The sequence below is a fragment of the Bradyrhizobium sp. CCBAU 11361 genome (genome assembly GCF_028128935.1).
Classification (GTDB): Bacteria; Pseudomonadota; Alphaproteobacteria; order Rhizobiales; family Xanthobacteraceae; genus Bradyrhizobium; species Bradyrhizobium niftali.
Genome location: NZ_LBJZ01000168.1, coordinates 43077 through 60676, shown reverse-complemented (window position 1 = coordinate 60676; position 17600 = coordinate 43077). Strand labels below are relative to the sequence as shown.

The window sequence follows — 17600 nt, the reverse complement described above, 5'->3', positions numbered from 1 at the left end:
AATCCACCACTTCATCTGACCAGAGGAAAGTAAAGAGGTGGATTACGCTTCGCTAATCCACCCTACAAAAGTGGCCCGGCCATCACGCACGCTCTCCAAACTCGCCTGCCAACTTGGCGTCACCGCCCCAATTCTCGGGAAATAGTCCCGCGCGGACATCGCGGTGAAAGGAGGAGTACGGCCAGTCGCGCACCATCGAGACGTGCCCGTGCTTGACGGGATTGTAATAGCAATACTCAACATGGCGCGCGTAGTCGGCCTCATCGCGAATGAGATGTTCCCAGAACTGCCGCTGCCAAATGCCCCGTTCGTTCCGTGCTGCGCGAACCGCGCTTAGTCGCTCGTTCGCTGGCAATGCTTTGGCGAAACGCGTCTTGATCAATCGCCAGCGGACGGAGAAATCAGTATCACCGGACGGCAGCTCCCAAATCGCGTGCAAATGGTCCGGCAGAACCACAAACGCATTGATCGCGAAAGGATAGGTCTCCCGCGTAGCAGCGACTGCATCTCGTAGGATTTCGATCCGGTCAGTCAGCAGAGCTTTCCGCCGGTCGAGCAGATTCACCGTAAAGAACCAACAGCCCCCAGAGGCTAATGCGCGGCGGTAGTTCGACATCACGAGTGAATAGCACAACTTGAAGTTGGCTCACAGTGGTGGATTACGCCTTCGGCTAATCCACCCTACGGCTGCCTCCTTGTGGACACGTTCTGCCCGCCGGAACCGCTGTCATCAAACTGAAACACTCGCGCTCTAACGGGCTGGCAGGTTGCCGGAGGCGACCAACCTCCAACAGCCCTGACAGCGTGCCATGCCCTTCAAGTTCATCCACATCACCGACACGCATCTCGCGAACCCCGGACTGAAGCTCTACGGCCTCGATCCGCGCGCCCGTCTGGACGCGGCGATTGCCGACATCAACAAGCACCAGTCCGACGCTGCCTTCGCGGTGGTGACCGGCGACCTCACCCATTGGGGCGAGCCTGAATCCTACGCCAATTTCGCTGACGCGATGGCCGCGCTGAAGATGCCCTACATCGCCATGGTCGGTAACCACGACAAGCGCGTGGCCTGCCTCGACGGCCTGAAGGCCGCGCCGCGCGATCCGAATGGCTTCGTGCAGGGTACACGCACCACCGAGCACGGCCTGTTCGTCTTCCTGGACACGCTGGACGAGACCAGCCACGCCGGCGAGATGTGCGCCAAGCGCCTCGGCTGGCTCGCGAGCACGCTGGCCGCAGCGCCGGCCGACATGCCTTTCGTCGTCTTCATGCATCATCCGCCCTTCCCGGTCGGCGTCCACGCGATGGACGAGATCTCGCTGGCACAGAGCGCGGAGTTCGCCGAGGTGATCGCGCCCTATCGCTCGCGCATCCGCCACCTCTTCTTCGGCCATGTGCACCGGCCGATCTTCGGCAGCTACGGCAAGATCCCGTTCTCGACCCTTCGCGGTACCAACCACCAGGTCTGGTTCGAGCTCGACGCTGCCGCGACCGATCATCTCGCCAGCCATGAGCCGCCGGCCTATGGCGTGGTGCTGATCGACGGCGAGAACCTGGTCGTGCACAGTCACGACTTCCTCGACCAGAGTCTGCGCTTCCCCTTCGCCGCACCGGCGGGGATGGACGACCGCGACTATGCGCTCAACTTCTCGGCGCGGTGAGATGAGCCTCGCTGAACCCGCGGCTCTCCCGGTCGCGGCGACTGCGCCGCCGCGCCTGCTTCTCCTGAGGCGGTTCTCCGCCCGCTTCAAAGCCTCGCTACCGGCCTATCTCCTGCTGCTGCCCTCGCTGATCTTCCTCGCGCTGTTCACCTACGGCGCGATGGGTCGCGTCATCGTCGACGCGCTGTATCAGCGCGCCACGCCCAAGGCGCCGGTCCGTTTCGTCGGCTTTGAGAACATCAACGCGGTGCTCGCCGACCCCGCCTTCACCGGCGCGGTGGTCAACAATCTCGTCTATGCAGTCGGCACGGCGATCCCGAGCATCGGCCTGGCGCTCTTGTTTGCGCTGGCGCTGTCGCGCACCAACGCCGTGAACAGCGTGCTGCGCGCCGCGCTGTTCCTGCCGGTGCTGATCCCGATGGTCGCAGCGTCCGCACTGTTCCTGTTCATCTTCCTGCCGAATGTCGGCCTGCTCGACTATTACATCGGCCGCCTGCTGCCGGTGCTGCCGAATTGGCTCGGCGATTCCGACATCGCGCTCTACGCGATCATGGTCATCACCATCTGGAAGAACGCCGGCTACTACATGCTGTTCTTCCTGGCTGGACTCCAGGCCGTGCCGGAGGACGTGATGGAAGCCGCCCATCTCGACGGCGCGGGACCATGGCAGCGCCTGCGCCACATCATCCTCCCCGAGCTCAAGCCCACCTTCCTGTTCGTCACCGTGATCGCGACCCTCAACGCAGTGACGCAGGTCGACCATGTCTTCGTCATGACCAAGGGCGGGCCGTCCAACGCGACCAATCTCGTGCTGTTCTACATCTATCAGCAGGCCGTCGAGCACTACGACATCGGCAAGGCATCGGCGGCCACGTTGCTGACGCTCGCCGCGCTGATGGGCCTCACCGCGCTCTCGTTCCGGACGATGGCGAACCGGGAGGGCGGGCCATGAAATTGATCGACCGGCTGTTCAAGGATGCCCCGCTCGCCACCAGGGGCGAGATCACGCCGAAGCTCGGCTTTGCGCTGACCGTGCTGCTCGCGATCATCTGGCTCATCCCCTTTCTCTGGATGGGCGTTGCGACGCTGCGCCCTGCCTCGGACGGGATCAACGCCATGGCCGAGCTGATGCCGAGCCTGAAGCCGACGCTCGACAATGTCAGGGATGCCTGGGAGATCGGTGACTTCCCGCGCTACGCTCTCAACACCACCATCATCTGCACCGGCATCCTGCTGGTGCAGTTCGTGACGATCACGCTGGCCGGCTTTGCCTTTGCGCGGCTCGAATTCGCCGGCAAGACGCTGATCTTCTATCTGTTCCTGATGCAGCTCATGCTGGTGCCGGTGCTGCTGATCGTGCCGAATTTGAGCCTCGTCGCACAGCTCGGCCTTTACGACACGCTGACCGGCGTGATGATGCCGTTCTTCGCCTCCGCCTTCGGCACCTTCCTGATGCGCCAGGCCTTCGAGGCGATTCCGACCGAGCTCGAAGACGCCGCCCTGATCGACGGCGCCAGCCTGTTCCAGCGCATCCGCCACATTTACGTGCCGCTGTCGATGCCGAGCTTTTCCGCCTTCGCGATCATCTCGGTCACCAGCCATTGGAACGACTTCCTGTGGCCGCTGATGGTGATCAACTCGCCGGACAAGCGGCCGCTCACGGTCGGTCTGTCCGTCTTCACCGCGACGGCGGAAGGCACCCAGGCCTGGGGCACCATCGCCGCCGGCACGCTGATGGTGATCGCGCCGCTGCTGGTCACCTTCCTGATCTTCCAGAAGCGCTTCATCAGCTCTTTCGTCACCTCAGGCATCAAATAGGAGATTTTTCGATGCTGTTTTCCCGCAGGCTCATGCTCGGCCTCGCCATGGCAGGCGCCCTCGCCTTCCCGGCGCTGGCCGAAGGTCCGACCGAGATCGACCTGTTCTTCCCCGTCCCCGTCGACGGCAAGCTCGCCCGCGACATGGGCACCCTGATCAAGGAGTTCAACGAGACCCATCCCGCCATCAAGGCGACCGCGGTCTACACCGGCTCCTATGACGACACGCTGATCAAGACGCGCGCCGCGATCAAGGCAGGCAAGCCGCCCTCCGCCGTGATCATGTCGGCGAACTTCCTCCTGGACATGCAGATCGAGAACGAGCTCACCAATCTCGACTCCCTGATTGCCGCCGACGGCACCACCAAGGAACAATTCCTGGGCCAGTTCTTCCCGGCGCTCCAGGGCAACGCGGTGATCAACCGCTCGGTCTATGGCGTGCCCTTCCACAATTCGACGCCGCTGCTCTACATCAACGCCGACAAGGCCAAGGAAGCCGGCCTCGATCCGAACAAGCCGCCGCAGACCTGGGCCGAGCTGACCGACTGGGCCAAGAAGCTGACGAAGCGCGAGGGCGACAAGGTGACCCAATGGGGCATCGCGATCCCCTGCGCCTACGACTATTGCGGCTGGATGATGGAAACGCTCACCATGAGCAATGGCGGGCGCTACTACAACGAGGAGTTCGGCGGCGAGGTCTATTACGACACGCCCTCGATGCTCGGCGCGCTGACCTGGTGGAACGACCTCGTCAGCAAGCACAAGGTGCATCCGCCCGGCGCGACGCCCGGTCCGGCCGTCAGCACCTCCTTCATCTCCGGCAACGCCGCGATGATCATGCTGTCCACGGGCTCGCTGACCTATGTGCGCGCCAACGCCAAGTTCGCCTACAAGGTCGCCTTCATCCCGCGCAACGTCCGCAACGCCGTGCCGATCGGCGGCGCCTCGCTGATCGTTCCGGCCGGTCTCGAAGCCGACAAGCAAAAGGCTGCCTGGACGCTGATCAAGTGGATGACCTCGCCCGAGAAGAGCGCCTGGTGGAGCCGCGCCACCGGCTATTTCGCGCCCAACATGGCCGCCTACAAGACGCCTGACATGGTCGAGTTCCTGAGCAAGAACCCGGACGCCAAGACAGCCGTCGAGCAGCTCGACGTCGCCAAGCCCTGGTTCGCGACCTACAAGACCGTGCCGGTGCGCAAGAACCTCGAGGACGAGGTGATGCTGGTCCTCAACGGCAAGAAGCAGCCGAAGGAGGCCCTCATCGCTGCCCAGAAGGCCGCCGACGAGACGCTCAAGCCGTACAACGCGGAAACGTCGCTGAAGCTGCCGTAAGGGGCTTCGCGGCTTCGTAGGGTGGATTAGCCCGCGGCTGCGCGAAGCGCATCCGCGGGCGTAATCCACCGCTTCTGGCCCCGCGGATATCGACAGTGGTGGGTTACGCCGAGCGAACTGCGCTTCGCGCAGTCGCAGGGCTAACCCACCCTACGATTACTCAGATCGTCACCACGATCTTGCCGAACTGATCGTTCGACTCGAGGAAGCGATGCGCCTCGACGATCTCCTCGAACCGGAACGTCCCGGCGATGATCGGCTTCAACGTGCCGTCCGATAGACCCTTGAGGATGAACGCCTTCGCCCGCTCAAGGCGCGCGGGGTCGCGGATGATCTCGTGCACGAGATAGCCGCGCAGGACTAGGCTCTTGGTCAACACGTTGAAGAGCGGAAACGGTGTCGGCTCGGGGCTCAGCCCGCCATACTCGATCAAGATTCCACCCCGTGACATCGCCGCAGTCAGCGGCTCGAACGCGGGACCGCCGACGGCGTCAAAGACCACGCGGACGCCGTCTGGACCGGCGATCTCCGCGAGCCGCGCTCCGATGTCCTCTTCCTCCGAGGCTATCACGTGCGCGGCGCCGGCATCGCGCAAGGCGCGCCGCTTGGTCGAGGTCCGCGTTAGTGCAACCGGGACAGCGCCGATCCGGTTCGCGATCTGGATGGCCGCAAGCCCGACGCTGCTCGATGCAGCCGTGATGGCGACGACGTCCCCTCGTCCAACTCCGGCGATGTCGACCAGCGCGCCGTAGGCCGTCAGATATTGCATCCACACTGCAGCCGCGACCTCGAAGCCAAGCTCGGGCGGATGCATCACGACGAGATCGGCCGGAAACGTCGCAAGCTCGGCATAGGCCGGCCATCGCACCATCGACAGCGGCGGCACGATGCTCACGGTGTCATCAGGCGCAAAGCCGGCCACGCCTTCGCCGACAACCTCAACGGTGCCTGCCGCCTCCAGACCAAGGCCGGACGGAAATTTCGCGGACTCGATATACGTGCCTCTCCGCAATAGCGCCTCCGCGCGGTTGAGACCGAGCGCCCTGACCCGGATCTGAACCTCGCCCGTTGCCGGCGGTGGAACGTCGACGGTCTCGATGCGCAGCACTTCGGGACCGCCATGCCGATGAAAGCGAACGGCGCGGGTCATGGATAACACTCCAAATCAGTTGAACTGAATGGAGCTATGCCGGACCCGTGGAAGCGGATAAATCACCCAAACAAGCGAACAGTCGAAACCAGGAGTTTTCAATATGGACCGCCTGACCAGCATGGCCGTGTTCGTCAGGGCCGTCGAACTTGGCTCGTTTGCGGCTGCGGCCGATGCCTTCGAGATGTCGGGACCGATGGTCGGCAAGCATATCCGCTTCCTTGAGGAGCGCCTCGGCGTGCGCCTCCTCAACCGCACCACGCGTCGCCAGAGCCCGACCGAAGCTGGCCAGGCCTATTACGAGCGCTGCCGTGCGGTGCTCAGCGAGGCCGAAGCTGCCGACGCCGCCGTGTTCGACGAGCTATCCGAACCGCGCGGCAAGCTGCGCGTGACCATGCCCGCCCTGCTGGGACGGCACTGCGTCGCTCCCCTGCTGATGAAGCTTGCACGCAGATATCCGCATCTCGAACTCGATCTGTCCTTCGGCGATCCGATCGCTGACATCGTCGGAGCCGGCTACGATCTTGCGATCCGGACCGGCGATCTCGACGACGAATCCGGCCTGACCGCGCGGCGCATCGCTCGCCAGCGAATGGTGGTGTGCGGCGCGCGGTCCTATTTGCGCGCCCATGGCAAGCCGAAATCGATCGACGATCTCGCCGCCCACCAGGCGATCATCTATCGCCGCTCCGGGCGCGTCCGGCCCTGGCTGTTTCCGCCGCGGGACGGCCAGTCCCCGCACGAGATCATGCCCGCCGGCAGGCTGAGACTCGATGATCTCGAGGCGATCGCGGATGCCGCGACACAGGGCATGGGGCTCGCCTGGCTACCCTACTGGCTGGTCCGCGAACGCCTCAACAACGGCGCGCTGGTCGGTCTCTTCGGCGGCCAGCCGGAATTCCTGTACGACTGCCACGCCCTGTGGCCACGGTCGCCACGGATGCCGTTAAAGGTCCGCGCTGCCGTGGACGCCCTCGCCGCCGCCTTGCCGAACCTGATGACGTGATGGCGGTCGTCCGCGCCATTAACCCCCCGTCCACCATCCGGCCCGGCCCGCCGCCGGTAACCACGACAATTAACAGACCCTCAACGCACTCCCGACAAGTCTAACGGTTCTGTCGGGGGATTTTGCCGTGGATCTGTTGGTTTTCGAGTTCCTGGGACTGGCCTTGGTCGCCATGTGCGTGGTCGTGGTGGCGCTGCCTTGCGCCCGCAAATCCTCGAACCGGGTCCGCTACGAATAGGAATTTCGTCGGAAACAGGCGATTCCGGCCCGATGCAAGGCTCGAATTCGCTTAGAGCCCCTTGACATCACAGCGCTTTCGGCAGAACGGCTGATATCAAGTGTCATGGGCCGTTCATGGATTTGATTACCACCACCGCTGACCTCGCGGCTGCCTGCAGCCGGTTGGCCAAGCACCCCGTCATTACAGTCGATACCGAGTTCCTGCGCGAAACCACCTATTACCCGCTGTTGTGCGTGGTGCAGATGGCCAGCCCCGAGGAAGCGATCGTCATCGACACCCTCGCCGAGGGCATCGACCTCAAGCCGTTCTTCGAGCTGATGGGCAACGAGGGCGTGCTGAAGGTGTTCCATGCCGCGCGGCAGGACATCGAGATCATCTGGCACCAGGCCAACATCATTCCGCACCCGGTGTTCGACACGCAGGTCGCGGCCATGGTGCTCGGCTATGGCGACAGCATCGCCTATGACGCGCTGGTCGAGAAGGTCACCGGCCACCGCCCGGACAAGACCCATCGCTTCACCGACTGGTCGCGCCGGCCGCTGACCAAGGAGCAGATGCACTACGCGGTGTCCGACGTCACCCATCTGCGCGACGTGTTCGCGGCCCTCGATGCCGACCTGAAGAAGCGCCGCCGCAGCGAATGGGTCTCGATCGAGATGGAGGTTCTGACCTCGCCCCGCACCTACGACTTCCACCCCGAGCGCGCCTGGGAGCGGCTGAAGACGCGGGTGCGCAAGCCGAAGGATCTCGCGGTGCTGATGGAGGTCGCGGCCTGGCGCGAGCAGGAGGCGCAGAGCCGCGACGTGCCGCGCGGCCGCGTGCTGCGCGATGAAGCCATCAGCGATATCGCAACGCATGCGCCGAATACGCTGGAGAAGCTCGCCCATCTGCGCTCCGTGCCGAAGGGTTTTGAGAAATCCAAATGGGGCGCGGACATCGTCGCTGCGGTCGAGCGCGGCTTGGCGCGGGATCACTCCACGCTGCCGAAGCTGGAGAAGCCCCGCAACAATTCGAACGGTGCAGCCATCGTCGAGCTCTTGAAGGTCCTGCTGCGGATGACTGCGGAACGCCATGCGGTCGCCAGCAAGGTGATCGCGACCGTCGACGATCTCGAGGAGATCGCAGCCAGTGACGAGGCCGACGTGCCGGCGCTACGCGGCTGGCGCCGCGAGCTGTTCGGCGATGCCGCACTGAAGCTCAAGCGCGGCGAGCTGGCGCTGGCGATCGAGAAAGGCCGCGTGATCGGGGTCCAGCGGGCTTAGGCGCGTGGTCCCTCCCAGTGTCGTCCCGGCGAAGGCCGGGACCCATAACCCCAGGGAGGGATTTGGCGAAGACTCGTCGTTCGGTACCCTACCCACGCTCACTCGACAGCTCACGCGGTATGGGTCCCGGCCTTCGCCGGGACGACACCGAATTTGTGGCATGTCGCTTCGTCCAAAGCTGACGCGACTTGCTCTACGCCGGCGTCAGCTTCGCCACTTCCGCCTTCATGTCGTTCAGCACGCCCGATATCGCCGCCACCAGCTCGTCGATCTGGCTCTTCGTGACGATCAGCGGCGGGCAGATGGCGATGGCATCGAGCATGTTGCGGGAGATCACACCGCGCTCCTGGAGCATGCGGCTGGCAATGCCGCCGACGGCGCCGGGTGTCGCTGCTGCCGTCTTGCGCTGCTTGTCGATCACGAGCTCGAGCGCTGCGATCATGCCGACGCCGCGGACCTCGCCGACCAGCGGGTGGCTGGCAAGCTCACGCAGCTTGCCCTGCATGTAGGCGCCGAGTTCGGCGGCATGCGCAACCAGGCCGCGCTCCTCGATGATCTTCAGGTTTTCCAGCGCAATGGCCGAGCCGACGGGATGACCGCCCGCGGTGAAACCGTGGCCGAGCACGCCGATCTTGTTGCTCTCGTCCGCGATCGGCTCGAACATGCGGTCGTTCAGAATGATCGCCGACAGCGGGAAATAGCTCGACGTGATCTGCTTGGAGACAACGATCGCGTCCGGCTTGATGCCATATGTCTCGCAGCCGAACATCTTGCCGGTGCGGCCGAAGCCGCAGATCACCTCGTCGGCGACCAGCAGGATGTCGTACTTCTTCAAGACCGCCTGGATCTTGTCCCAATAGGTCGCCGGCGGCACGATGACGCCGCCCGCCCCCATCACCGGCTCGCCGAAGAAGGCTGCGATCGTATCCGGCCCCTCCTTCTGGATCAGCGCGTCTAGCTCCTCGGCCCGGCGCGTGGCAAACGCCTCCTCGCTCTCGCCGGGGGCGCCGTCCTTGTAGAAGTGCGGCGAGCCCGTGTGCAGGATGTTCGGCAGCGGCAGGTCGAACGAGCGGTGATTGTTCGGCAGGCCCGTGAGGCTGGCCGATGCGATGGTGACGCCGTGATAGGCGCGCAGGCGGCTGATCACCTTCTTGCGCTGCGGCTGGCCGAGCGCATTGGAGCGATAGGCGATCAGCTTCAGGACGGTGTCGTTCGCCTCCGAGCCGGAATTGGTGAAGAACACCTTGCTCATCGGCACCGGCGCGAGCGCCACCAGCTTCTCGGCGAGGTCGATCGAGGGCCCGTGCGATTTGGCGGAGAACGTGTGGTAGAACGGCAGCGCCTGCATCTGCTTGTGCGCGGCCTCGACCAGGCGCTTCTCGTTGAAGCCGAGCCCGACGCTCCACAGGCCCGCCATCGCCTCGAAATAGCGTTTGCCCGATGCGTCAAAGACGTAAGGGCCCTCGCCGCGCTCGATCACCAGGGGACCGGCCTGCTGATGGGTGCGCGCGTTGGTGTAGGGATGGAGCTGGTAGGCCACATCCCGGGCCTCTTGCGAATTCGGCAGCATGGACATTTGCGAAAGATCCTCAAGGTCGCCACATCGCCGGCGCGGCCAGCGTCATCACTTGGCTATTGCGAGAATGCAGAACTTGCAACGCCAATTCGTCGGCAGCAAGCGCTCAGCAGCGTTGCACAAAGCCGCACACGGAACAGCTCTCAGGCTGCGCTGTCGTCATCACCCTCGTCGGCGGCAGCAGCGGCTTCCCGCACCTCCACCAGCGCCATCGAGAGCAGATAGACCGTCGTGGGCAAGCCGACGCGGCGCGCCGTCTCGACAGCCCGCGACAGGTCGCTTGCCAGCTCCTTGAGCTCGTCTCCCCGTGACAATGTCCCACCCCATCCATCCGTCGATCGCGGCCGCCTACACCGCGACGGCGCCGCTGCTTCTGATCAGTTCGGCGCTGGGTTGGATTGTAGCAAAGTTGGCGACGACATTCACTACCGCATGCTTGTAGGCCGCGGCATCGCCCGCGCCCGGCTGGCGGCAGGCCACGGCGTCCGCCACCACCTGATAATGATGGCTGCGGTGAAACCCGTCGACGGCGGTGGCGAGGATGGTCTCGTCCAGGGAGAAGCCGATCAGGACGCAGCGCACATTGCGGATATTGGACATGTAATCCACAAACCGCGCCGAGCTGTAGGCCGAGGGCAGCGGGTGCTCGAACGTCATCTCGCCGGGCCGCGGCTTGGTCTCGGCGATCCAATCCGTCAGCCTGGATGCCGGATTGAACCAGGCCGCCTGGGCGATGCGCTTCAGATGCATCACCGGCCAGAGATTGTCGCGCCACAGCGTCAGGAGTTCCAGGCAGCGCGCGGTGGCGGCCTCGCCGTCGAGGATGACATGGCGACGCCCGGGGGTCAGATATTCGACCTGGAGATCCGCGCAGACCAGGATGGGCGGATTATCGTTGATGGAAGCCAGCATTGTCTTGCGCAGAGCTGCACCAGTTTCAGCGATCGGCGAGCGCGAGGTCCCGCAGCGGCGAGGTCACCGCCCGCCCGGCGGAGGCATCGAGCACGCCCGGCCGGTCCCAATCGCCCTCGGGACGGATGATCACGTAAGGATCGCTGTCCAGCGTGATGGCGTCCGGCCCCGGCTCGATCTCCAGCAGCATTTCCGTGTAGGAAAAATCCGAGAAGGTGATCTTGCGATTGTGGCCGAGCGGCTTGGCGCCGAAATGGGCCCAGAAATCGACCAGCCGGTCCTGCGCCTGGCCGTAGATCTTGCGAAACCCCTTGCGCTTCACATAGTCGACGCTCGCCTGCACCAGCTTGAACGAGACGCGCGAGCGCCGATATTGATGCCGCACAGCGAGCCGCTCCACCTTGGCGAAATCGCCGAAGAAACGCACCCGCAGACAGCCCGCAGGCTCGTTGCCGACAAAGCCGATGAAATGCGCGGCCACCATGTCGTTGCCGTCGAACTCCTCTTCGAACGGGCAATCCTGTTCGGCGAGATAGACCGCCGAGCGGATCGCGGTGACAAGCATGAGATCGTTGGGATCGCGCGCAAGGCGGATGGTGACGGCGCGGGAGTCGGGCTTCGCGAGAGGAATCCTAGTACCGTGCATCTGAAACACTCCTTGCTTGGATGATCGCGCCCGGCATGCGCATTGGGTGCCGGTGCCATGGACGCTCGTAGCACCACAGGTCGGGTTGGAAGCTCGGGACCGGCTCGAAGCCGGTCGCCCTCATGATGTCGCGTCCGGCCACGGTTGACGGCTGCGCATAGCAATCCGCGCCGCGAAATCTTAGCTGTCGCAGGTGGGCCGCGGCCTTGCCGAGACCAGCGATGCCGCGGCCCGTCGCCGCAATCGCCCAGATGTAGATGGCAGCAACCTCCTCCTTCGCGGAGGCAAGATAGTGCGTCTCCGGCGCGGTGAGACATATCTCGTCGAGCAACAACGCATCGTGCCCGCGGTCGCTCAGAAACAGGAAGGCCATGCCACCGACCAGCTTGCCGTTCCGGCTGAAAGTCAGGATGCTTTGAGGATCCAAAGTGAAGTATTTTGCAAGCTCTGCCGTCCCGATCTGCACGCCGGGCACCAGCCGGCGCGCCATCTCGGAAAGCGCGGCAATTTCAGAAAATTGCGCACAACGGACATCGACGTCCGAACTGAGCGGCAGCGCGTCGAAATCATGCCTTGCGGCAAAGGAGCCCCTTTCCATACCCTGATCGCCCTTCTATCGTTTGCGGCTTTCGTGCCCCGCTATGTCGAGCTTAGCGGTAGGGGATCAGGAGTATGCAGCAGTTATTGCACCGGGGTGCTGCGATGTTGCAGCACCGTGAAGAAGCCCTGGACGCATCCTGGGACGATTTGAAACTATTTCTAGCGTGCGCAAAATATAAAAGTTTTCGCAACGCCGCCGAAGAACTCGGCCTCACCTCAACGACGCTGATGCGCCGGATCGATCGACTCGAAGAGAGCATCGGCTGCAAGCTGTTCCTGCGCGACCAGAGCGGGCTCACGCTCAGCGACGAAGGCACCGCGATGATTGCCGACGTCGCGCATATGGAGCGTCACGCCTTCAACGTCTTCCGGCGCGCATCGCGCTCGTCGAACGATACGTCGGGCACCGTGCGCGTCGCAGTGACGGAAGGCCCCGGCAATTTCTGGATCCTGCCGCGGCTGATCGATTTCCAGAAAACCTATCGCAAGATCACCGTCGATCTGCGCTGCGCGATGGAGCAGGCCGACGTCGCGCGGCTCGAGTCCGATATCGCGATCCAGCTCGAGCCGCCGACCAACCCCGATCTGATCGTCGCAAAGCTCGGCCGTCTCCACATCTACCCCTTCGTCTCCAAGGAGTACGAAAGCCTCTACGGCCTGCCGACGACGCTCGCCGAATTGAAGAACCACCGCATCATCAAGCAGAGTGCGCCGCAGGTCGACGACGGGGCCTACGCCCGCGTGCTCGGGCTCAAATCGCTCGAGGGCATCGTCGGCATCAAGACCAACTCCTCGGTCGGCGTACTCTACGCGGTCGAGCGCGGCGCCGGCATCGGCTTCCTGCCGACGGTGTCGATCGCGCTCGGCGCACCGTTCATTGCCGTCGATCTCGGCGTGAGCCACCACGCCGACCTCTGGCTCACCTATCACAAGGAGTTTCGCGACTCCGAGCGCCACAAGATCGTGATCGACTGGCTGAAGAAGATCTTCGATCCCAGGACTTATCCCTGCTTCCGCGACGAGTTCATCCATCCGAACGCGCTGGTGCCGATGATGACGGCCGCGCGCGAAGGCTTTGGGCTCACCGGTTACATCGCAGCGACGCCGACGTAAGCGCGGCGCTCACCACCGATACTCGAAGCCGACCGTGCCCTGGTGCGAGGTGAGCTCGTTGCGGAACTTGCCGTCGTAATTGATGTAGAGCCGCGCGGTGTTGGTCAGGCTGAGCGAGGCGGAGGCGCCGGCATCCATGCCGTAGCGGCTCTCGCCGATGCCGGGCACGACGATGCTCGCGGTCCCCAGGCTGACCTGGACCGAGCCGAGGTTCTGGTAGAAATTGTCGACGAACTTGCCGTAGGCCGAGAGATCCAGAATCTTTTGGCCGAAGATGAAGTAGCGCCCGACCTCGGCCCCGATCATGACACGCGCGCGCGAGAGCGCCGTCGAGCCGACGTTGAGCGGATCGAGGCCACCGGCCTCCTGGTACGCCGCACTGGTGGCGCGGACATATTCGAGCGCGCCCTTGGGCACGACGCGCATCTGATCCTTGGTCCAGTAGTAGCTGATCTCCGTCAGTGCGCCGTCGACCGCGGCATGATAGCCGGCGGTGGCAAGGCCAAAGCCGGTGTCCCGGCTGGAACGGACCTTGCCGAAACCGTGCACCACTGCGAACGCCCAGGTCCACGGACCCTTGTCGATGGAGCCGTTGAAGCCGACCTGGGTCAAATCGAGCGTTGCCGACTGGAGCGCGAGCGGCACGTCGATATCGGTGTGGCTCTGGTCGACGGAGAAGCCGATGTTGACGCCCGGCGCAAGCCGCGCACCGAAGCCGGCGACGCCGCCAACGGTCTTGCGCTTGTCGCCGACGAAATCGCCCTGCGCATCGGTCCGGACCGAGATGCCATACCCCTCGAACCAGGTGCGGTAACGCGGATCCTCCGTGCTCTCGGACGCGCCGCCACCGCCGGAATTGGTACGCAGCGATCGGTCGATGCCGCCCGAGGCCCGGTTGCCGAGCCGCTCCAGGAAGTTCGATCCGAGATCGAGCGTGGTCGCACTCGGTACCGGAATGGGAGTCGGTGATGGTATTGGCGTGGGTGTCGGCGTGGGCGTCGGGCTCTGTGCAAAGCCTGGCGTGGCCGCCGACATCATCGCGACGAACGCAACAACCATCGCAATCGCAACCCGGCGGACGCAGTCCAAACCGGTCGTCTGCCGTGTCCCGGAGGGCTGCGATGGGCAGCTCATGACCACAAATCCCGAAGCAAAATGGCGGCGCGCAAAAATGCAACACGAGCGGCGCACGCGTGCGGCGATTTGTGCTGAACTGCCACGGAGGGTCAACCGTTTGGCCCCCCATGGCCGAGGCGATTGCCCCTGATTGTGGTTCCGCGGCCACAGGTCGGAAATTGCAGACGGACACTTCCGATTGGGGTCTTGAAATTTGCGCGCGACTTGCTAATGCGCGATTTTCGTGTTGCAATATCGGACACAATCGGAATTGGCCGCTCGACTGTGCGTTTCGCGACATTGAGATTCAAGACTCGAACAGACTTCCGGAAGCCCGTTTGTGGCGTGGCACGCGAAAAGCGGCCGCGTCTTTTTTTTATCTAGCGGAGGAGACTAGCGATGCCGCAAAAGGGCACCGTCAAATGGTTCAACCCGACCAAGGGCTATGGGTTCATCAAGCCGAACGGCAGCGACAAGGACGTGTTCGTCCACATCTCCGCCGTCGAGCGCGCCGGACTCTCCACCCTCAATGAGAACCAGGTGGTTGAATACGACCTCGTGGAGAACCGCGGAAAATCATCCGCGGAGAACCTCAAGGTCTCCTGATCTCTCGTCTCACACGCGAGACATCACGACGTTGCCCCCGGCTCCGCCGGGGGATTTTGTTTGTGACGACGAAACGCGCGGCGCCTCAGCGCACCACGGGCGAAACCAGGAAATTCTCCGACGGCCCACTTCCCGCCGTCTTGCAGACATCGCCCTCGATCTGGACCTTGCCGATCGCCAGCAGCCGCAGCGCTTCCGGATAGATGCGGTGCTCGACTTCGAGGATGCGCTCCGACAGCGTGTCCGCAGTATCATGGTCGCTGACGGGAACCGCGCCCTGCATCACGATCGGGCCGGCATCAGTCTCGGGGATGACGAAGTGCACCGTCGCGCCAGACAGTTTCACGCCGGCGCGCAGCGCCTGGCCGTGCGGGTCGAGGCCGGGAAACGACGGCAGCAGCGAGGGATGGATGTTGAGCATCCGCCCGTACCAGGACTTGGTGAATTCGGCCGTAAACAGGCGCATGAAGCCGCCGAGACAGATCAGCTCGATGCCGTGCTGATCGAGCGCGGCCTGCAGCACCGCCTCGAAGCCGGCGCGGTCCTTGCCGAACGGCTTGCTCTCGATCACCAAGGTCTTTACGCCGCCCGCTCTGGCCCGTTCGAGCCCGAGCGCGTCGGCCTTGTTCGAGATCACGAGCGAAATCTCCGCCGGAAAATCCGGCGCGGCGGCAGCCCTGATCAGGGCCGACATGTTGGAGCCGCGGCCGGAGATCAGGATGGCGACGCGGCGCTTCATCACAGCGCCAGGTCGAGGTGGCCGTTATAGACGACACGGTGCTCGCCCTCGGCCGGGATCACGGTGCCGAGCTGCGCCACGGTCTCGCCGGCGTCGGCGAAGACCTCGATCACCTTGTCGACCTTGTCCGGCTCGACGATCGCTATCATGCCGATGCCGCAGTTGAAGGTACGCAGCATTTCGAGCTCGGCGATGCCGGCCTGCGCGGCCAGCCATTTGAACACCGGCAGCACCGGCAGGCGTTCCAGATCGATGCCGACGCCAAGATTCTTCGGCAGCACGCGCGGAATGTTGTCGGTGAAGCCGCCGCCGGTGATGTGGGCGAGGCCCTTCACTGCGCCGGTCTCGCGGATCGCGCGCAGGCAGGATTTGACGTAGAGCCGCGTCGGCGTCAGCAGCGCGCCGCCGAGCGTCATGACGGGCGCGAACGGCGCCGGTGCCCCGAAGCCGAGGCCGGACTGCTCGACGATCTTGCGCACCAGCGAGAAACCGTTGGAATGCACGCCCGACGAGGCGAGACCGATCACGGCGTCTCCGGCGGCGATGTCCTTGCGCGGCAACAGTGTACCGCGCTCAGCGGCGCCGACGGCAAAGCCGCCGAGGTCATAGTCGCCGTCCTTGTAGAGGCCGGGCATCTCGGCGGTTTCGCCGCCGATCAGGGCGCAGCCGGATTCCCGGCAGCCTTCGGCGACGCCGGCGACGATCGCGGCCGTCGCCTCCGGGTCGAGCTTGCCGCAGGCGAAATAGTCGAGAAAAAACAGCGGCTCGGCGCCCTGCACCACGAGGTCGTTGACGCTCATGGCGACGAGGTCGATGCCGATCCCGCCATGCAGGCCGGTCTCGATCGCGATCTTGACCTTGGTTCCGACGCCGTCGGTGGCGGCGACCAGGACGGGATCCCTAAAACCGGCCGCCTTGAGGTCGAACAGGCCGCCAAAGCCGCCGATCTCGGCGTCGGCGCCGGGCCGCGCGGTGGCGCGCACCATCGGCTTGATCAGATCGACCAGGCGGTTGCCCGCGTCGATATCGACGCCTGAATCGGCGTAAGTGAGGCCGTTTTTGCGGTCGGTCATGCCCGATTTCCAGTGGGTTTGCGGCTGGTTACGTCGAATTCCGGGGACGCGCAATGGCTCGCATGGCGCTCGGCGCCATACTATGTAGATATCAACGGGTTCAGCCTTCAAAGAGGCCGGATTCGAGGTCAGGCCGGGTGCCGGGAAGCGCCGCGTGAGTATTCCGAACATCATTACCCTGGGCCGCATCATGCTGGTCCCGATCATTGTCTGGGCCATCGTGTCGAGCCAAATGGAGGTGGCTTTCGCCGTCTTCCTGATTGCCGGGATCAGCGATGCCGTGGACGGCTTCCTCGCCAAGCGCTTCAACATGACAAGCGAGCTCGGCGCCTTGCTCGATCCGCTCGCGGACAAGGCGCTGCTCGTCTCGATCTATATGTCGCTCGGCATCTGGGGCGCGATTCCGCGCTGGATCGTGATCCTGGTGGTATCCCGCGACATCATGATCGTCGCCGCCGTGATCGTGTCCTGGCTGTTCGACCGGCCCGTCGAGATGAAGCCGTCGAAAGTGTCGAAGCTCAACACGGTCGCCCAGGTGGCATTCGCGGCGCTGGTGCTGGCCGCGCTTGCCTTCGGTTTCAAGCCGGCGCCCTATGATATTATCCTGATGGGTCTCGTCACGATCTTCACGCTCTCCTCCGTGTCGCTCTATCTCGTCGAGTGGGTGCGGCACATGAGCACGATCGAGGCCAAATGAGCGTGAACCGGCCCCGCAAAGGGCCAACTCACGCCCGATAGGTCGAATCTTTC

General features: G+C 64.1%; 19 protein-coding genes. 9 read left to right on the top strand and 10 right to left on the bottom strand.

Annotation, left to right across the window (positions count from 1 at the left end; all coding sequences use genetic code 11):
* Window positions 1-82: 82 nt before the first annotated feature.
* Window positions 83-616, bottom strand: coding sequence for an REP-associated tyrosine transposase (locus XI08_RS17595; RefSeq protein WP_271575352.1), 534 nt, complete (start codon window positions 614-616; stop codon window positions 83-85).
* A 193-nt stretch (window positions 617-809) separates the two neighbouring features.
* Between XI08_RS17595 and XI08_RS17590 the strand changes: the two genes are divergently transcribed.
* The 4 genes from XI08_RS17590 to XI08_RS17575 are packed head-to-tail and all read left to right on the top strand — an operon-like array spanning window position 810 to window position 4810.
* Window positions 810-1661, top strand: a complete 852-nt coding sequence (locus tag XI08_RS17590) for a phosphodiesterase (RefSeq protein WP_271575351.1) — start codon at window positions 810-812, stop codon at window positions 1659-1661.
* Between the two features lies 1 nt (window position 1662).
* Window positions 1663-2613, top strand: a complete 951-nt coding sequence (locus XI08_RS17585; RefSeq protein ID WP_271575350.1) for a carbohydrate ABC transporter permease — start codon at window positions 1663-1665, stop codon at window positions 2611-2613.
* Window positions 2610-3479: a carbohydrate ABC transporter permease gene (locus tag XI08_RS17580; protein WP_027542940.1), complete on the top strand. Its 870-nt coding sequence runs from the start codon at window positions 2610-2612 to the stop codon at window positions 3477-3479. Before XI08_RS17585 ends, XI08_RS17580 begins: the two co-directional genes overlap by 4 nt.
* Before the next feature lie 11 nt (window positions 3480-3490).
* Complete coding sequence (locus XI08_RS17575) at window positions 3491-4810, top strand: ABC transporter substrate-binding protein (RefSeq protein ID WP_271575349.1); 1320 nt, start codon at window positions 3491-3493, stop codon at window positions 4808-4810.
* Window positions 4811-4970: 160 nt separating this feature from the next.
* On the opposite strand, the gene XI08_RS17570 is transcribed toward XI08_RS17575, so the two are convergent.
* On the bottom strand, window positions 4971-5960 hold the full coding sequence (locus tag XI08_RS17570; RefSeq protein ID WP_271575348.1) for a zinc-dependent alcohol dehydrogenase family protein: 990 nt from the start codon (window positions 5958-5960) through the stop codon (window positions 4971-4973).
* A gap of 103 nt (window positions 5961-6063) precedes the next feature.
* Between XI08_RS17570 and XI08_RS17565 the strand changes: the two genes are divergently transcribed.
* Window positions 6064-6966, top strand: coding sequence for a LysR substrate-binding domain-containing protein (locus tag XI08_RS17565; protein WP_271575347.1), 903 nt, complete (start codon window positions 6064-6066; stop codon window positions 6964-6966).
* Window positions 6967-7320: 354 nt separating this feature from the next.
* A complete protein-coding gene (gene rnd, locus XI08_RS17560; RefSeq protein ID WP_027542944.1) occupies window positions 7321-8469 on the top strand; it encodes a ribonuclease D in 1149 nt (382 codons plus the stop codon).
* Window positions 8470-8662: 193 nt separating this feature from the next.
* On the opposite strand, the gene XI08_RS17555 is transcribed toward rnd, so the two are convergent.
* From XI08_RS17555 to XI08_RS17535, 5 genes are all read right to left on the bottom strand, one after another.
* Window positions 8663-10045 carry an aspartate aminotransferase family protein gene (locus XI08_RS17555; RefSeq protein ID WP_135173472.1) on the bottom strand — a complete coding sequence of 461 codons (1383 nt, stop codon included), beginning with the start codon at window positions 10043-10045 and terminating at the stop codon, window positions 8663-8665.
* 143 nt (window positions 10046-10188) lie between these two features.
* Entirely contained in the window at window positions 10189-10359 is a 171-nt protein-coding gene (locus XI08_RS17550; RefSeq protein ID WP_167770582.1) for a hypothetical protein, read from the bottom strand.
* A 34-nt stretch (window positions 10360-10393) separates the two neighbouring features.
* Window positions 10394-10957 (bottom strand): isochorismatase family protein, encoded by a 564-nt coding sequence (locus XI08_RS17545; RefSeq protein ID WP_027542946.1) that lies wholly within the window; start codon window positions 10955-10957, stop codon window positions 10394-10396.
* A 25-nt stretch (window positions 10958-10982) separates the two neighbouring features.
* Window positions 10983-11603 (bottom strand): GNAT family N-acetyltransferase, encoded by a 621-nt coding sequence (locus tag XI08_RS17540; RefSeq protein WP_027542947.1) that lies wholly within the window; start codon window positions 11601-11603, stop codon window positions 10983-10985.
* A complete protein-coding gene (locus tag XI08_RS17535) occupies window positions 11590-12201 on the bottom strand; it encodes a hypothetical protein (protein ID WP_271575346.1) in 612 nt (203 codons plus the stop codon). The genes XI08_RS17540 and XI08_RS17535 overlap by 14 nt, the downstream gene beginning before the upstream one ends.
* Before the next feature lie 74 nt (window positions 12202-12275).
* On the opposite strand from XI08_RS17535, the gene XI08_RS17530 reads away from it, so the two are divergent.
* Window positions 12276-13316, top strand: coding sequence for a LysR family transcriptional regulator (locus XI08_RS17530; RefSeq protein WP_271575345.1), 1041 nt, complete (start codon window positions 12276-12278; stop codon window positions 13314-13316).
* A gap of 9 nt (window positions 13317-13325) precedes the next feature.
* Here XI08_RS17530 and XI08_RS17525 read toward each other — a convergent pair whose 3' ends face one another.
* A complete protein-coding gene (locus XI08_RS17525) occupies window positions 13326-14450 on the bottom strand; it encodes an autotransporter outer membrane beta-barrel domain-containing protein (RefSeq protein WP_271575344.1) in 1125 nt (374 codons plus the stop codon).
* A gap of 381 nt (window positions 14451-14831) precedes the next feature.
* Here XI08_RS17525 and XI08_RS17520 point away from each other — a divergent pair, with 381 nt between their 5' ends.
* A complete protein-coding gene (locus XI08_RS17520; RefSeq protein WP_008129967.1) occupies window positions 14832-15038 on the top strand; it encodes a cold-shock protein in 207 nt (68 codons plus the stop codon).
* A gap of 85 nt (window positions 15039-15123) precedes the next feature.
* Here the strand turns inward: XI08_RS17520 and purN are convergent, their stop codons facing one another.
* Both purN and purM read right to left on the bottom strand, forming a co-directional pair.
* A complete protein-coding gene (purN, locus tag XI08_RS17515; RefSeq protein ID WP_271575343.1) occupies window positions 15124-15777 on the bottom strand; it encodes a phosphoribosylglycinamide formyltransferase in 654 nt (217 codons plus the stop codon).
* Window positions 15777-16850 carry a phosphoribosylformylglycinamidine cyclo-ligase gene (purM, locus tag XI08_RS17510; protein ID WP_271575342.1) on the bottom strand — a complete coding sequence of 358 codons (1074 nt, stop codon included), beginning with the start codon at window positions 16848-16850 and terminating at the stop codon, window positions 15777-15779. The genes purN and purM overlap by 1 nt, the downstream gene beginning before the upstream one ends.
* Before the next feature lie 154 nt (window positions 16851-17004).
* Here purM and XI08_RS17505 point away from each other — a divergent pair, with 154 nt between their 5' ends.
* Window positions 17005-17547 (top strand): CDP-alcohol phosphatidyltransferase family protein, encoded by a 543-nt coding sequence (locus tag XI08_RS17505; RefSeq protein ID WP_027542953.1) that lies wholly within the window; start codon window positions 17005-17007, stop codon window positions 17545-17547.
* The last annotated feature ends 53 nt before the right edge of the window (window positions 17548-17600 follow it).

Bases quoted from the DNA above. Each gene is read 5' to 3' on its own strand.
- XI08_RS17595 (WP_271575352.1), bottom strand. From the start codon at position 616: ATGTCGAACTACCGCCGCGCATTAGCCTCTGGGGGCTGTTGGTTCTTT.
- XI08_RS17590 (WP_271575351.1), top strand. From the start codon at position 810: ATGCCCTTCAAGTTCATCCACATCACCGACACGCATCTCGCGAACCCC.
- XI08_RS17585 (WP_271575350.1), top strand. From the start codon at position 1,663: ATGAGCCTCGCTGAACCCGCGGCTCTCCCGGTCGCGGCGACTGCGCCG.
- XI08_RS17580 (WP_027542940.1), top strand. From the start codon at position 2,610: ATGAAATTGATCGACCGGCTGTTCAAGGATGCCCCGCTCGCCACCAGG.
- XI08_RS17575 (WP_271575349.1), top strand. From the start codon at position 3,491: ATGCTGTTTTCCCGCAGGCTCATGCTCGGCCTCGCCATGGCAGGCGCC.
- XI08_RS17570 (WP_271575348.1), bottom strand. From the start codon at position 5,960: ATGACCCGCGCCGTTCGCTTTCATCGGCATGGCGGTCCCGAAGTGCTG.
- XI08_RS17565 (WP_271575347.1), top strand. From the start codon at position 6,064: ATGGACCGCCTGACCAGCATGGCCGTGTTCGTCAGGGCCGTCGAACTT.
- rnd (WP_027542944.1), top strand. From the start codon at position 7,321: ATGGATTTGATTACCACCACCGCTGACCTCGCGGCTGCCTGCAGCCGG.
- XI08_RS17555 (WP_135173472.1), bottom strand. From the start codon at position 10,045: ATGTCCATGCTGCCGAATTCGCAAGAGGCCCGGGATGTGGCCTACCAG.
- XI08_RS17545 (WP_027542946.1), bottom strand. From the start codon at position 10,957: ATGCTGGCTTCCATCAACGATAATCCGCCCATCCTGGTCTGCGCGGAT.
- XI08_RS17540 (WP_027542947.1), bottom strand. From the start codon at position 11,603: ATGCACGGTACTAGGATTCCTCTCGCGAAGCCCGACTCCCGCGCCGTC.
- XI08_RS17535 (WP_271575346.1), bottom strand. From the start codon at position 12,201: ATGGAAAGGGGCTCCTTTGCCGCAAGGCATGATTTCGACGCGCTGCCG.
- XI08_RS17530 (WP_271575345.1), top strand. From the start codon at position 12,276: ATGCAGCAGTTATTGCACCGGGGTGCTGCGATGTTGCAGCACCGTGAA.
- XI08_RS17525 (WP_271575344.1), bottom strand. From the start codon at position 14,450: ATGAGCTGCCCATCGCAGCCCTCCGGGACACGGCAGACGACCGGTTTG.
- XI08_RS17520 (WP_008129967.1), top strand. From the start codon at position 14,832: ATGCCGCAAAAGGGCACCGTCAAATGGTTCAACCCGACCAAGGGCTAT.
- purN (WP_271575343.1), bottom strand. From the start codon at position 15,777: ATGAAGCGCCGCGTCGCCATCCTGATCTCCGGCCGCGGCTCCAACATG.
- purM (WP_271575342.1), bottom strand. From the start codon at position 16,850: ATGACCGACCGCAAAAACGGCCTCACTTACGCCGATTCAGGCGTCGAT.